Annotated in this window: 11 protein-coding genes; 3 read left to right on the top strand and 8 right to left on the bottom strand. The window is 56.1% G+C overall.

The window, feature by feature from the left end:
• Positions 1–20 precede the first annotated feature (20 nt).
• From LG300_RS08805 to LG300_RS08795, 3 genes are read left to right on the top strand one after another with little or no spacing between them, the layout of a single operon-like run.
• On the top strand, positions 21–1769 hold the full coding sequence (locus LG300_RS08805) for a type I secretion system permease/ATPase (protein WP_404374595.1): 1749 nt from the start codon (positions 21–23) through the stop codon (positions 1767–1769).
• A complete protein-coding gene (locus LG300_RS08800; protein ID WP_404374593.1) occupies positions 1766–3661 on the top strand; it encodes a calcium-binding protein in 1896 nt (631 codons plus the stop codon). Before LG300_RS08805 ends, LG300_RS08800 begins: the two co-directional genes overlap by 4 nt.
• 9 nt (positions 3662–3670) lie before the next feature.
• The gene (locus LG300_RS08795) at positions 3671–5014 is read left to right on the top strand and encodes an HlyD family type I secretion periplasmic adaptor subunit (RefSeq protein WP_404374591.1); all 1344 of its coding nucleotides are present in this window, start codon (positions 3671–3673) and stop codon (positions 5012–5014) included.
• Positions 5015–5101: 87 nt separating this feature from the next.
• On the opposite strand, the gene LG300_RS08790 is transcribed toward LG300_RS08795, so the two are convergent.
• The 8 genes from LG300_RS08790 to LG300_RS08755 form a co-directional block, all read right to left on the bottom strand.
• Positions 5102–5689: an NAD(P)H-dependent oxidoreductase gene (locus LG300_RS08790; protein ID WP_404374589.1), complete on the bottom strand. Its 588-nt coding sequence runs from the start codon at positions 5687–5689 to the stop codon at positions 5102–5104.
• Between the two features lie 326 nt (positions 5690–6015).
• Positions 6016–8328, bottom strand: a complete 2313-nt coding sequence (locus LG300_RS08785) for a heavy metal translocating P-type ATPase (protein ID WP_404374587.1) — start codon at positions 8326–8328, stop codon at positions 6016–6018.
• Entirely contained in the window at positions 8321–8473 is a 153-nt protein-coding gene (locus LG300_RS08780; RefSeq protein WP_404374586.1) for a hypothetical protein, read from the bottom strand. The genes LG300_RS08785 and LG300_RS08780 overlap by 8 nt, the downstream gene beginning before the upstream one ends.
• Before the next feature lie 26 nt (positions 8474–8499).
• Complete coding sequence (locus LG300_RS08775; RefSeq protein WP_404374584.1) at positions 8500–9837, bottom strand: APC family permease; 1338 nt, start codon at positions 9835–9837, stop codon at positions 8500–8502.
• A gap of 241 nt (positions 9838–10078) precedes the next feature.
• Complete coding sequence (locus LG300_RS08770; RefSeq protein WP_404374582.1) at positions 10079–10843, bottom strand: copper resistance protein B; 765 nt, start codon at positions 10841–10843, stop codon at positions 10079–10081.
• Between the two features lie 9 nt (positions 10844–10852).
• Positions 10853–12727 (bottom strand): copper resistance system multicopper oxidase, encoded by a 1875-nt coding sequence (locus LG300_RS08765; protein ID WP_404374580.1) that lies wholly within the window; start codon positions 12725–12727, stop codon positions 10853–10855.
• Positions 12728–12815: 88 nt separating this feature from the next.
• Positions 12816–14138: an ATP-binding protein gene (locus tag LG300_RS08760; protein WP_404374578.1), complete on the bottom strand. Its 1323-nt coding sequence runs from the start codon at positions 14136–14138 to the stop codon at positions 12816–12818.
• Complete coding sequence (locus LG300_RS08755; RefSeq protein WP_404374576.1) at positions 14125–14790, bottom strand: response regulator; 666 nt, start codon at positions 14788–14790, stop codon at positions 14125–14127. Before LG300_RS08755 ends, LG300_RS08760 begins: the two co-directional genes overlap by 14 nt.
• Between the last annotated feature and the right edge of the window lie 10 nt (positions 14791–14800).

The raw sequence follows: 14800 nt of genomic DNA, 5'->3' as shown, positions 1-14800 counted from the left end.
AGGGTGCAGGGGGAGTTCGCATGCGTAAAAGAGACGCTAGTACGTCAGCGAAGCGCAAGAGCGCAGAGCAGCTGACCAAAGGTTTCCGAGGAATCTTTTTCTTCTTATTCGGCATGTCAGGGATCATCAATATCCTCGCCCTGACCGGTGCCTTCTACATGCTACAAATTTACGACCGAGCGCTGACCAGCGGAAGCATTTCGACGCTGGTTGCCATCTCCGTGCTGGCGCTTGGTCTGTATTGCTTTCAGGGAATGTTCGATACCATCCGTTCCCAAATCCTTGTTCGCATCGGCGCGCGCCTCGACAGAAGGGTCGCGCCGTTGGCCCATCGGGTGGCTATCGATATGCCGCGCTTCGGGTTTTCGACCGCTGAATCACTGGAGCGTGGTCGCGACGTGGACACGGTGCGTGGCTTTCTGGGAAGCCAGGGCCCTGTGGCGCTGCTGGACCTTCCCTGGATGCCGCTTTTTCTGTTGTTCGTCTACATTTTGCACCCCTACCTTGGCGCGCTGGTTTTTCTTGGCGGCTTCATCCTGGCCATGCTCGCAATTATCACGGAGCTGAAGACGTCCAAGCTGAGCAGCGCCATGCAGCAGGCTGCCGTTACACGCAATACCATTGCCGACTCCAATGCTCGTAATGCGGAGATCCTCAAGGCGATGGGCTTTGCCGGTCGCGCGGTGGCGCGCTTCAATCGGGCGAACGACGATCATCTGGAGTTACAGACGCGAACCAATGATGTCAGCGGCACCTTCGGAGCGGTCTCACGGGTGCTGCGGATGGTGCTGCAGTCGGCCGTTCTTGGCCTCGGGGCGCTGCTCACTATTCAGGGGGAGCTTAGCGCTGGCGCGATCATCGCCGCTTCCATTGCATCCGCGCGGGCACTTGCCCCCATTGATCTTGCCATCGGCAACTGGAAGAACGTCGTCGCTGCGCGAACCGCGTTCTCACGCCTGAAGGAAACCGTCATGGCGCTGGCGGACGTTGACGAACCGATGGAGCTGCCCAGCCCGAATTCATCCCTCAAGGTCGAGAATATCACCGTTGCCGCCCCCGATTCAGGGCAAGTGCTGCTCAGCGAGTTGAGCTTCGAACTCAAGGCTGGCCAGGCGATTGGGATCATCGGCCCTAGCGGTGGCGGCAAGACCACGTTGCTGCGCGCGTTGACAGGCATTTGGCCCGTGTTGCGAGGAAGTGTGCGCCTCGACGACGCGGAGCTATCGCAATGGCAAGACGAGGCGCTCGGTCAGTTCATCGGCTATCTGCCGCAGGAGGTCGCGCTGCTGAATGGCACGATCGAAGAGAACATTTCGCGGTTTCAGGAAACACCCGATTCCCATGCGGTGGTGGAGGCGGCGATGGCCGCAAGCGTTCACGAGATGATCGTACGTTTGCCAAACGGCTATCGAACGCAGCTCGGCTCGCTGGGCACCTCCCTGTCCGGCGGCCAGCGGCAGCGACTCGGACTCGCCCGCGCACTGTTCGGCAACCCCTTCATCGTGGTGCTGGACGAGCCCAATTCCAACCTCGACGCTGAAGGCGAAGCAGCACTGACGGCAGCCATTCAAGGCGTTAAGCAGCGTGGCGGCATCGCCGTGGTGGCGGCCCACCGCCCAAGCGCTCTGGCGGCCGTTGATCTTGTGGCGGTTATTCAGAACGGCCGGTTGGCCGCCTTCGGACCGAAGGACGAAGTCATCGGCAAATCTAACGTGCGGGCAGTGCACTCTGCCAAGCCGCCGACGAAGGAGGCATCGGTCGGATCATGATTAACGTCAAAGGCACCAAGAACGCCTTACCCGAAGCTGACGCCTCGCAGCGCTACGTTCTGAAGAGTGGCGACGAGGTCTCTGGGACGCCTCGCGTGATCGTCGGCTTACTCATGGGGATCGCTGCTTACCTAGGCTCGATCTTCTCCTGGGGCCGGGAGAGTGAACCCCAATCGCAGCCGGAAGAGCCAGCCGCCGGTGCGGCGGAGGCGGAAAGCCAAGAGGGCATGGTTGACGATATCGCCTCCCCGCAACCATCGCCTGATATGCCCGATCCCGAACCTCACGGTTCCGCAACGCCGCCGGCCGCTGATGCTCCAGGGTCATCGCCCCTACGCTATCAGGGCGAAAGCGAAGGCGCACCCGCAGTCAAACCGGCAAGCGGCAATGCAGCCGCTGACAGGATGGATCGAGTGGACGGCAGCCCCGGCACACTGTCTATCAACAGTGCTAATCCCGCCGGTCATCGTGCTTCTTCACCCCGGAACGACAACCCGCCTGCCGAAGGCAAGGACCCCACGGATGGCGAGGATTCCACGGATAACGACAGTTCTACGGATAGCGACCCACTCGACCCTGAAGATGAGGACGACGATGCCGAGGCACCACCTGGCGGCAACCGTGCTCCGCGCGTGTCAGGCCCCGTTTATCTGCTGGATGTGGCGCCTTGCGCGGCACTCGTCATCGCTCTCAGTGATCTGCTGAGCAAGGCAGAGGACCCGGATGGCGACGCTCTCTCGGTACAAAATGTGACGGTATCCTCCGGCACGCTAACACAAACGGAAGGCGGTTGGGTGTTCCAGAGCGGAAGCGGGCAACCGGGGCCAGTGACCGTCACTTATCAGATCACCGACGGCGAGTTGACGACCGATGCCGTCGCCCACTTTTCTGTTGTTGAGCCGCCCGTTATCGCAGGAAGCGCGGCAGACGACATGCTTCTGGGCAGCCTGTGTGCCGATGAGATCGACGGCGCAGGTGGCGATGACAACATTGATGGACGGGCTGGCAGCGACGTCATCAATGGAGGAGCGGGCGACGACCACATTGTTGCCGGAGACGGTGATGACGTGGTGTTCGGCGGCGATGGCAATGACATTATTTTTGGCGGCGCGGGGAACGACCATCTTTTCGGTGGTGCAGGCGACGACAGGCTATTCGGCGGAGACGGCGATGACGTGATCTTCGGCAACGCCGGTGAGGATCATCTGAACGGCGGAGACGGCGACGATTTGCTGCTCGGGGGCGAGGGTAACGACGTGCTTATGGATGGTGCGGGTCGCGACAAGGTGTTCGGCGGCATGGGCAGCGATCGGGTGGTGGCGTCGCTTGATGCGGCAGATGACGTGTACGACGGCGGCGAGAACTCGGACACCCTCGACTACAGCCACGCAACGGAAAGTCTCGTGGTCGATCTTGTGAACGGCGTCGCCAGCGGCGTGGAGATCGGCCATGACGCCATCACCGGTTTTGAGAAAGTGATTGGAGGCCGGGAAGCCGACCAGTTCATTCTCGGCAGTGAAGCGGTCACGCTCACTGGCGGCACGGGTGATGACGTTTTTGCGTTCGCCAGCGCCGGTGGGGTCCAACCGAAAGACGTTTCGCACGTGATTATGGATTTTGGGGTGGGAGACCGTATCCGAATCTCTGAATACGAGATTTTCTGGAAGGCTGATGACGAGCCGGAAGATCGTTTCGAACATATCTACCGCGATAACGACGATGACGATTCGCCCATACGCTATCGGCACGACCGGGACGATGGAAGTGAGTGGACCGTGATCGAGACCGACTTCGAGGACGATGAGTTGTGGGCGGCGACCGTCACGCTGCACGGAAGGCACAAACTGTCGTGGTCAACAGAGCGTGACGATGGTCACGAGTGGCTATCTTAGGAGCACACAATGAGCACATATGATCCTTCCGGCACGCCTCTTTTAGAGGAAAAAGCCAAGCGCTTGCCGAATCCAGAAAACGCTTTTCGGCTCGGCCCGCGTGTTTTTGCGGGCACGGCACTTGCCCTGTTTCTGCTATTGGGCGCCGGTGGCTGGGCCGCGAGCGCTCAGCTAAGTGGGGCCGTCATCGCGCAAGGATCTGTGACGGTAGATCAGAACCTTAAGTCGATACAGCATCGTGATGGCGGCATCGTCAGTGAGATAGGCATCAGGGAGGGGGACTTCGTCAATGCTGGAGAGGTACTGATCCGGCTCCAAGACACACAGACGAAGGCGGAGCTTTCAATCGTGCGTTCTAAACTCGTGGAGTTGGCGATCAGGAGAGCGCGCCTTATGGCAGAGCGGGACGGGCTTTCGTCAATCGAGTTCCCGTCCGATTTAGACGCAGACGAAGCGCCGGATGTCTTCCTCGGCGAAACACGCCTCTTCGAAGGCAATCGCGCAAATCGCCAAAGTAAGCAGCAGCAGCTTGAGCTCAGCATCGCGCAGATCGAAGAGGAGATAAAAGGGCTGGAAGCTCAGCAGCAATCGAAAGACGAGGAGTTCCGTCTCGTCTCGTCTGAATACGAGTCGAGCAGAGGCCTCGCTGAGAGAGGGATGATCGCACGCACACTCCTTGTTCCGATGGCGCGTGACAGGGCACGCATTTCGGGTGAGCGCGGCGAGATCCATGCATCCATCGCCAGAGCGAGAACCCGCATGAGTGAAATTCGCCTCCAGATTATTGCGATTGACGAGAACGCCCGTACCGAGGCGCAGCGGGAATTAAGTGCCGTGGAGGCGGAATTTTCGGAGCTGCGTGACCGGCACATCGCCATCGAGGATCGGCTGGCGCGAACGGATATTCGCGCGCCGATTTCTGGCACCGTTAATGAGCTGAACATCCACACGGTAGGAGGCGTGATCACCCCAGCTGAGGAGCTTGTCACCATCGTTCCTGAAGACGCCAAACTGAAGGTTGAGGTGAAACTGGCGCCGATAACCATCGACCAAGTGTGGGTCGGCCAGCCGGTCAGGCTCCGCTTCACTGCCTTCAACCAGAGAACGACGCCGGAGCTCAAAGGCGAGATCGTCTATGTTTCCCCAGCAACCTCACGCGATGACGTGACTGGCGAGATCTACTACCTGGGCGATGTCGACGTTTCTGCAGAAGAGCTTGAGAAGCTGGGCGTTACCACGCTGCTGCCTGGTATGCCCGTCGAGGTCTTTATCACGACAGAAGAGCGCACCGCACTGACGTACTTTGTTAAGCCGATTACCGACCAGTTCAGCAGGGCCTTCCGAGAAGAGTAAAGCAGCGCTCTCTGGCTTAGGCCTCGGCCACAAGGTGAACGCTTGAGGCATGTGCCGCAGCAGCCTATCGGGTGGCCACTGCTGGCTTCATTTGGCTTCTTTCCCTAGCTTATGCAGCTTGCGAAACCATTCGTTGCGTTTCTGCTCGCTCATTGTCTCTATGCTGCCGATCAGGGTCTCACGCACTGGAGAGAAGCCGACAAAGCCGAGGATATTGCGCTCCAGCGATTTAACACTGTGCGCCCGATAGAGATGGCGATAGATCATCGCTGGCATGCCCATGGTCACCACGACCCGCGCCGTGCGTTCGGTCAGCCCCTTTTTCCCCAGCGGGTTGCCTTCCACGTACTCGAAGGCAAAGCCTGGGCGCAGTACTTGTTCCAAAAATGCTTTGACCAGAGCTGGCATGTCGCCAAGCCACAGCGGAAAGATCAGCACCAAGTGCTGGCACCAGCCGATGGATTCCTGCGCCGCTGTTAGCGAAGCGGGTAGAGGGGACGTTTGCCACTCCTGCTGGCTACGCAGCAGCGGAAATTCCAACGAGGCGATATTAATCAGTCGCACCTCATGGCCGTTAGCCTGGGCGCCTTCGCTGTAGTGATCAGCGAAAGAGTGGCAAAGGTGCGCCTGACTGGCATCGGGGTGGCCCTGCAGGATCAGGATTCGCTGGCTCATTTGGCAGGTTCTCGCTGCAAGCAGAGGAGTAGGGGGCCTTGGTTTGGCGGTTATTCATCCAGCTTTGCGCTTACTGATATTGAACCTAGCAACGCTTATTGTGCATCGCAATATGGTTTTTATCATTCAACGGCTACCCATGCGACAATAAGCGGCCATGCGTTATTTTAACCCTGCAGTTCATCAGTTTGGGTTGCCCATAATGTCATGGCAAACAACCCATTAGAGGAAAATGTTGAGACAAAATGTTCGGGCTAGTGCACATATGGATAATATCCATAGTGCACGCCTGCGCGATTTATCTCCGGTTTAGTCACTTAGATATTTTACTTAATAGCTATCATCCTAAGTCGCAAAGCATTGACGATAACGCTTACTGAAGAGAGTGACATCGCTGCTGCAGCAATTATTGGCGACAACAGAATGCCGGTGAAGGGGTACAAAATCCCTGCGGCAATGGGGATGCCTGCCGCGTTGTAAGCAAAGGCAAAAAACAGGTTTTGGCGGATATTGCGCATGGTGGCTTTTGAGAGCTTATGCGCCGTGGCAATACCGTTAAGATCTCCTCGCAGAAGGGTAACCCCAGCGCTTTCTATCGCCACATCGGTGCCGGTTCCCATGGCAATGCCGACATCCGCTGTTGCCAGCGCAGGTGCATCGTTCACGCCGTCGCCAGCCATGACAACAATGCGCCCTTCATCGCGGAGCCGCTGGATCACACGGCCTTTGTCTTCTGGAAGCACTTCGGCTTCGACCTCATCAATGCCTAGCCGACGTGCCACAGCGTTGGCGGAGGTGCGGTTATCGCCTGTTAGCATCACCACTCGAATACCGTCAGCCTGTAGTGAGCGGATGGCTTCTTCGGTGGTTTCCTTGACTGGATCGGCAATGGCGAGAAGCCCAGCCAAATTCCCGTCGATGCTCGCAAAGATAACCGTAGCACCGTCACTGCGCAATTGATCGGCATGTGTGTCTTGAGACTGGGTGTTAACGCCCTCGCTTTCCATCAAGAGCCGATTGCCCAGGGCAATACGTTTTCCATCTATCTGGCCTATAACGCCCATGCCGTTGGGAGCTTCAAAGTCCAACGCTTCTGTTAATTTTACCTCTGCCTCTTTAGCCTTTTCGACTATCGCATGGGCCAAAGGATGCTCGCTGCCTCGCTCAAGACTAGCGGCCAAGCGCAAAAGCTCCGATTCAGCAACGCCCTCAGTGAGAATCAACTCGGTCACTCGTGGCTTGCCTTCGGTAAGCGTGCCGGTTTTGTCGACGACGACGGTGTCGACCTTCTCTAGACGTTCAAGAGCTTCGGCATCGCGAATCAACACGCCTAACTGGGCACCACGCCCTACACCCACCATAATCGACATGGGGGTAGCAAGACCTAGCGCGCACGGGCAGGCAATGATCAGAACACTAACCGCCGCAATCAGGCCAAACGCCATCGGCGGAGTAGGGCCCCACACTGACCAGGCGAGGAAAGCCACAACGGCAATGAGAATAACAACGGGGACAAAGATGCTGGCGACTTTGTCGGCAAGCCCCTGAATGGGGGCGCGGCTGCGCTGGGCGCTGGCGACCATTTGCACAATCTGCGACAGCATGGTGTCCTGGCCGACCTTGTCAGCACGCATGACAAAGGAACCTTGGCCATTGATACTGCCGCCAATGACGCCATCGCCAACTTCCTTTTTCACCGCTAGTGGTTCGCCGGTAACCATGGATTCGTCAACGTTGGAGCGACCTTCCATCACTTCGCCATCTAATGGCACCTTATCGCCGGGGCGCACCCGGAGACGATCCCCTACCTGTACCTGATCAAGGGAGATATTTTCCTCATTGCCCTGATCATCAAGGCGTAGAGCGGTCGCGGGCGCTAGGTCGAGCAGCGCGCGAATAGCGCCAGAGGTTTTTTCACGAGCGCGTAGTTCTAATACTTGTCCCAGTAAAACTAAAACGACAATCACAGCTGCCGCTTCGAAATAAACGGCCACCGAGCCATCGGCTTGACGGAAGGTGTCGGGAAAGATGCCCGGTGTGAGGGTGGCCAGCAAACTGTAGATCAACGCGGTGCCGGTACCGATCGCGATTAGCGTGAACATATTAAGGTTGCGACGCACTAACGAGCGCCATCCGCGTACAAAAAACGGCCAACCTGCCCAGACGACTACCGGCGTTGATAGCAGCAGTTGAATCCAGTTAGCGGTTTGCTGGGAAATAAAATGCATAAGGCCAAACACGTGGCCACCCATTTCTAGGGCAAACACGGGTAGGGTCAGTACTAGGCCGATCCAGAAACGCCTGGTCATGTCCTTGAGTTCGTCCGAAGGGCCGGTGTCAGCAGAGACGGTCTCAGGTTCCAACGCCATGCCACAGATTGGGCAGTCGCCTGGCCCTTCTCGTCGAACTTCTGGGTGCATCGGACAAGTATAAATAGAACCCGAGGGTACTGACGCTTGTGACTGTTTGCTTGGCTCAAGATACGCCTCAGGCTTGGCAACAAACTTATCCCGACACTTTTCTGAGCAGAAGTACCAGGTCTTATCCGCGTGATGGGCACGGTGGTGAGTAGCATGGGGATCCACGTCCATGCCACAAACAGGGTCTTTCACCTTGGTCTCTGCATGGTCTTCAGACATCGTTCATTCTCCCCATTTGACGTACAAGGCGTATGGCTTCGTGCTCTTCTTCGTGTTGACCGGCGCAATGGGTAAGGCAATCAGCAAGATGTTTGTGTAGCCGACGCGGCCAATCGACCAATTCACCAACGGTTCTGACGTCCATGGGTCGCTCCTATAACGCGAATAACGTTAATGGGTGTGAGAGTGCTCGCTATCGTTTGACGTGTCGCGTTTGGATAGGAAAACCCACTCGCCGAGTAAAAGAATGGCCATTACTACGCTGGCAACGATGAGCACTAACGGATCAGAGGTGGCTTTTACCCATACAAAGCCGATTAACACAACGGCATCCAGCAGTATGGCAATGCTAGGAATGACAGGGTTAGCCCCTACACTCTCTTTAAGATGACGAAGCACACCCCAGTGAATGGCCATATCCATGATCAGGTAGAAAATGATGCCGAGTGCCGCGATGCGGCTCAGGTCAAAAAAAGCGGTAAGCACTAAACCAAACACGATGGTGTACACCAGTGTGTGCTTTTGCACACTTCCCGGCATATGAAAGTGGCGATGGGGAACCAATTTCATTTCTGTCAGCATGGCGAGCATGCGTGAAACGGCAAAAACACTGGCGATGATACCGCCCGCCGTTGCCAGCATGGCGAGAATAACGGTAAACGCAACTGCCGCTTCACCCAGGGCGGGACGGGCAGCGGCGGCCAGGGAGTAATCCTGGGTTTCGATAATTTCAGGCAAAGATAGGTTGCTGGCAACGGCAAAACCGACAAGGGCATAGATCACCACGCATAGCGCAATCGAGATCGTGATAGCTTTGCCAAGATTCCGCTTAGGGTCTTTAAGCTCCGAACCACTATTGGTAATCGTCGTGAAGCCTTTAAATGCCAGTATGCCGAGCGCCGTTGCACCTAAAAAGCCCGCTATTGTAGGCGCTGGTGCATCGTTCCCAGAACCCATTTCGATGGAGTCGGCAATAAACACGCCGACAATACCAAACGCTACAATGCCACCTATTTTGATAAAACCGAGCACCGAGGCGACACCCTCGATCAAGCGGTTGGCGGATAAATTGATTAAGAAGGCTGTTAGCAGTAAGCCAACCCCGAGTAGGGGCACAAATAACGAACGATCCCCCAGGTCAAACAGCTCAAGCGTGTAGGAGCCAAACGTTCTCGCCAGAAAACTCTGTGCGATCACCATGGAAAAATACATCAGGAGGGCATGAAAGGCGGTGGGAAGCGTCGGGCCATACGCTTTCTGTAAATACATGCCAATCCCACCTGCCGAAGGGAAGGTATTGGACATTTTAACGTAAGAGTAAGCGCTGAAAGCCACAATGACAGCAGCGGCCAGAAAGGCCAGAGGGAATAGCCGACCAGTCATTTCGGCCATTTGGCCGGTTAGCGCAAAGATACCGGCCCCAATCATCACGCCGGTGCCTAATGCAATGGCACCGACCAGCGAAAGACTGTTTTCTTTATATTGTGGCGTTCTATCCTGATCAGCCATGAAAACGACTCCTTATATTAATGGCAACGACAGCAGCTGTGGCTGCCAAAGACTCCTGTGCGATATTTTTTGATGTTGTAGACATTAAAGATAGAACCTATGTGCAGCCACATGGCAAATGGCTCTCGGAAGGGCGGATTTTGCGGGGCCACAGGCAAGTAGCTTTTACTTTAAACCAGCCAGTTTTGCTGCTGTAAAAACGCCACCTTCCGGTGGCGCGAGTTATGAAGTGCTTAACGATTTAGAACATTAACCTGACACCCGCCACCACGCCGGTGTCTTCGCTACTATCTCCACTAGCACGAGAAAGGTCGGCGGTATCGCCATACTCTTTTAACCAGTAAGCGCCCACGTAGGGAGCGAAGCGGCGGGTCACCTCATAGCCGAGGCGCATTCCCACACGCACGGAGTTAAGCCCTTGGCCCACACCAAACTCTTCGACTTCGCTGGCAGCAACGGCAATTTCAGTCCGTGGCTGCAGATAAAGGCGTTGCGTCAGGCGCAGGTCGTATTCACCCTCAACGCTGACGGCCAGATCGCCGTCATCGCTCAGTTGTAGAGCGACATCGGTTTCGATGCCATAGGGCATCACCCCTTGCAGGCCCACCACAGCATAGGTTCGCTCGGCGTGGTCATCGGAAAAGACGCCACCCTGGTAACCCAAGCCGCCTTGTAACTCCCAAAAGTCGGCCACTAGGCGACTGTAGAGCAGTTCAAGGGATTCGAACTCAGCATCCTCACCATCGCCCTGGACGTTCTCGCCTTCTGACTTGAGGTAGACACGATTAATATCACCGCCGTACCAGCCTTGAAAGTCCCACACAACGGCCTCTTCGCCGTTATCGGGCACGCTATATTCAAGACGATCAAAGAGCGCCATCCCCATATTGTGTTCCATCATCGGGGCTGGCCAATCTTTTGGAGCGTCGTAACCATCTTCCGCATGGGCAGCGGTGGTCATGGCAAACACTAAGCTAACGCCAGTGAAGTAGAGCTTGGCTTTCATACTGCCTCCTTAAGAAATCTGAACAACGCGGAACATGCCGGCATCCATGTGATAAAGCAGATGGCAATGGAAGGCCCAACTGCCTTCGGCATCTGCCGTGATTAGCGCCGAAACACGCTCGCCGGGCTTAATATTCAGGGTGTGTTTACGTGGAATCAGCTCTCCCTGGCCGTTTTCCAGTTCCATCCACATGCCGTGTAGGTGAATGGGGTGTTCCATCATGGTGTCGTTGATCAGGATTAGGCGCAGCCGCTCGTCCTTCTCGAAGTGGATTGGCCCGTTCACCTCGCTAAACTTCTTGCCGTCGAACGACCACATGTAGCGTTCCATGTTGCCGGTGAGGTGCAGCTCAAGCTCGCGTCCAGGCTCGCGGCGGTCGGGCCAAGGCGTGAAGGCCTTCAAGTCTCGGTAAACCAGTACACGACGCTCATCGGGATCAATACCAATACCCACTTGATCGTAACGGGAGCCTGGCTGGGCTTCTCCAGCTGCCAACATGCCGCTTGCGAGTGTGTTGCGCTGCTCTCTGGCCATGCCTTGGGAGTGATCCATGCCGTTCATACCTGACATGTCCGAATGATCCATTCCTTGCATGTTGGAATGATCCATACCCTCCATATTTGACATAGCCGAGTGATCCATTTCCTCCATGCTGGAGTGGTCCATCCCCTCCATGTTCGACATGCCCGAATGATCCATTCCTTCCATAGTGGAATGATCCATACCAGCCATGCCGTGTGCACCCATGGCTTCCATGCCACGATCAGCAATTTGGCGACGGTCCGGAATTTCTGCCTGCATGCCTTCGCGCGGGGCTAAAGTGGCGCGAGCGTAGCCGCTGCGATCCATGGATTCGGCGAAGATGGTGTAGGCTTGATCGTCTTCGGGTGATACCAAGACGTCGTAGGTTTCGGCAACGCCGATGCGGAACTCATCGACAGGTACGGGCTGAACCGGTTGGCCGTCGGCGGCCACTACCGTCATTTTGAGGCCGGGTATACGGACATCAAAGTAGGACATCGCCGAGCCGTTGATCACGCGCAGTCGTACACGTTCGCCCGGCTTGAACAGCGCGCTCCAGTTTTCCTCAGGGGAATGGCCGTTGAGTAGGTAGGTGTAGGTGCTGCCAGTGACATCGGCGATGTCCCGCGAACTCATGCGCATTTTGGCCCACATGCCGCGCATCTCGGCTGTGTGGGCGAAGCCGTTTTGCCGTACATCGGCGAAGAAATCGGCAACTGTGCGTTCTTGGAAGTTATAGTAGCCTTCCATGGTTTTCAGGTTGCGAAACACCGACATGGGGTCTTCAAAGGTCCAGTCGGTGAGCAGTATCACGTGCTCGCGGTCATAGCGGAAGGGTTCGCGCTCGGCGGCGTCGATAATCAGCGGCCCCATGTGGCCTAGCTGCTCCTGCATGCCGGAGTGGCTGTGATACCAGTAGGTGCCGTTCTGGCGTACAGGGAAACGGTAGGTAAAGGTTTCGCCGGGCGCAATGCCAGCAAAGCTTACCCCTGGCACCCCATCCATTTCCGGGGGCAGAATTAAGCCGTGCCAGTGGATCGAAGTGGGCTCATTGAGCAGATTGGTGACGCGCAGTACCGCGTCCTGGCCTTCCTTCAGGCGGATCAACGGGCCGGGGCTGGTACCGTTGATGGTAAAAGCGCTGGCCTCCTGGCCATCAATAGGAATGGTTTCACGCCGAATGGCCAGCGATACCTCCGGGCCTTCTTCCACGCCTTTGGAGTAGACGTTTGTACGCCCCCAGGGGTTGGCCCAGGCGGGGCTTAAGCCCATTGCTGCGGCGGAACCTACTCCTAGCGTCGCACCGCCTTTCAACACCTGGCGACGTGAGAGTGGGTGGGTGAGGATGTTCGAACGCGTCATATAAGCTCCCATTACTGATGAATATCATCATCTTGAGGGAGCAAGCTGAATCAACGCTGAAAAAACAGTTAAGCGGATGTCACTCTCGTTAACGCGTTAACGGCAGCGTGGTGATAACACGTAAGCCACCCAGTGGACTACGCTCAAATTGGCAGTAACCGTGATAGCGTTCTATCAGCTGCGTCAAAATAGCAAGCCCCAGGCCGTAACCGGGATGGCGTTCATCCAGCCGAGTGCCACGCTCGCCTAAACGAGGTATGTCGCTTTCCGCGACGCCGGGACCGTCATCATCAACAGTTAGTATGAGCGTGTGCGGCGTAACGTCGATATGGCAACGAATCTCTTGTTTGGCCCACTTGCCAGCGTTATCCAGCAAAATGCCCAATATTTCGCTGTAATCGTGGGCATCAATAGGTACCTGGTCACGCTGATTAATTGCCTGTGTTAGTTCGAATACCTGCTGAGGGTAGAGACTACGGAACATGCTCATTAGGCGTTGACTGTCGCGGATGAGGTGAGTCAAACGTCCCGCATGAGGGCCTGCAATACGCGCACGGCGAAGCTCAGCATCCAATTGTGCATTGATATCCTCCAACCGCATCAGAAGCTTATGGCGGCGGCTGTCGTCAATTGGCCTGCTGCCTCTGAGCACTTGGGTGATCGCCGCCAACGGTGTCTTAAGCGCATGAGAAAGGTTGGCAACTGACTCCCGTGAGCGTTGCAAACGCAGGTCGATGTCATCCATAAAGCGATTGAGCTGGGCGACCAAACCATCTAGCTCGGCGGGCGCGTTCAGAGAGAGTCGCTGACGCTCGCCTGCTTGCAGGGCTTCAAGCTGATCACGCAACTGCCACAGGGGCTGCAAACCACGGTTAACAGCCAGCATGTTGAGCGCGACCAAAATCGAAAGTGAGCCTGCAGCAATACCGCCTACCCACCAGTGCAACGTGGCTAGCCCATTTTCTACTTGAGAAAAGTCCTCTCCAATCAGCAATACGCCGTTGCTGTCCTGCCACTCGAAATGTTGGCGATATACCAGCAAATGGCGCTTGCCACGCGTTACCTCGATGAGCGCATTACCTTCTTCGTTCAGTAACGTTGCGAGCTGCCTCTGCCACTTTGGGTGCGAGGCGCTGGTCTCATCATTGAGACGTAGTACGTAAAGGTGATGAAAAACCTGGTAAGTTTTGCTTGTCGAGGCGAGCGATGTGGGCATCGCCAACCGGTCATTTTCTAACTGCGATACTGCATGTACGGCTTCACGCTTGAGGCGTTCACCGAGAAAATCCTTAGCAAGCTTTTGCAGAAATACGCCGTGCAGCAACCATGTCAAGCCAACAACCAGCAACGCGACGCCGCCCAGCCAAGCTAGTAGACGAAACCGTAAGCTGCGTTTATCAACGTGAAACAAACATATACCCCTGGCCGCGACGTGTCTGGATGGTCGATTTGCCAAGGTAACGACGCAGGCGCGCCACGTATACCTCTACCAGGTTAGAGGCGGCGGCGTCTTGCTCCAACGCGTAAAGCTGTTCCAGCAGTCGCTCCTTGGAATGAATGCGGTCGGGATGAAGCATCAGGTAACGCAGTAGCCGAAACTCGGTGGCCGTAAGCGAACGCCACTCTGATTCTTTGCTGCAAACACGTTGGCTCGCTTCATCCAGGGACACACCATTCAGAGTGATGACTTGGGATAACTGACCAGACCGTCTGCGCAACAGTGCCTTTAGGCGCGCCATCAGTTCGGCTTCGTGAAAGGGTTTAGTGAGGTAGTCGTCGGCACCGGTTTCCAAGCCAATTACCTTATCTTCCCAGGTATCGCGCGCTGTGAGTATCAAAACGGGAGTAATACGTTTTTGTTTACGCCACTGGGTAAGAAGTTCAAGCCCCGAGCTATCGGGTAACCCAATATCTAGGATGACAAGCTCGTACTCTTCGGTTGCCATAAACGACTCAGCCGCCTTGACAGAGGCGGCTACATCGACGAGGTAACCGTTGTCTTTCAGACTTTCAGCCAAGCTCTCGGCTAATAGGTCATCATCTTCAAGAAGCAACAGTTTCATAAGCTAATAT

The sequence above is a fragment of the Vreelandella aquamarina genome (assembly GCF_044805175.1).
Classification (GTDB): domain Bacteria; phylum Pseudomonadota; class Gammaproteobacteria; order Pseudomonadales; family Halomonadaceae; genus Vreelandella; species Vreelandella aquamarina_B.
The sequence above is the reverse complement of the archived record's forward strand: the minus strand, read 5'-3'. Positions and strand labels throughout refer to the sequence as shown.

What these genes read in the sequence shown, in the direction of transcription:
- LG300_RS08805 (WP_404374595.1), top strand. Translation starts at nt 21, where the DNA reads ATGCGTAAAAGAGACGCTAGTACGTCAGCGAAGCGCAAGAGCGCAGAG.
- LG300_RS08800 (WP_404374593.1), top strand. Translation starts at nt 1,766, where the DNA reads ATGATTAACGTCAAAGGCACCAAGAACGCCTTACCCGAAGCTGACGCC.
- LG300_RS08795 (WP_404374591.1), top strand. Translation starts at nt 3,671, where the DNA reads ATGAGCACATATGATCCTTCCGGCACGCCTCTTTTAGAGGAAAAAGCC.
- LG300_RS08790 (WP_404374589.1), bottom strand. Translation starts at nt 5,689, where the DNA reads ATGAGCCAGCGAATCCTGATCCTGCAGGGCCACCCCGATGCCAGTCAG.
- LG300_RS08785 (WP_404374587.1), bottom strand. Translation starts at nt 8,328, where the DNA reads ATGTCTGAAGACCATGCAGAGACCAAGGTGAAAGACCCTGTTTGTGGC.
- LG300_RS08780 (WP_404374586.1), bottom strand. Translation starts at nt 8,473, where the DNA reads ATGGACGTCAGAACCGTTGGTGAATTGGTCGATTGGCCGCGTCGGCTA.
- LG300_RS08775 (WP_404374584.1), bottom strand. Translation starts at nt 9,837, where the DNA reads ATGGCTGATCAGGATAGAACGCCACAATATAAAGAAAACAGTCTTTCG.
- LG300_RS08770 (WP_404374582.1), bottom strand. Translation starts at nt 10,843, where the DNA reads ATGAAAGCCAAGCTCTACTTCACTGGCGTTAGCTTAGTGTTTGCCATG.
- LG300_RS08765 (WP_404374580.1), bottom strand. Translation starts at nt 12,727, where the DNA reads ATGACGCGTTCGAACATCCTCACCCACCCACTCTCACGTCGCCAGGTG.
- LG300_RS08755 (WP_404374576.1), bottom strand. Translation starts at nt 14,790, where the DNA reads ATGAAACTGTTGCTTCTTGAAGATGATGACCTATTAGCCGAGAGCTTG.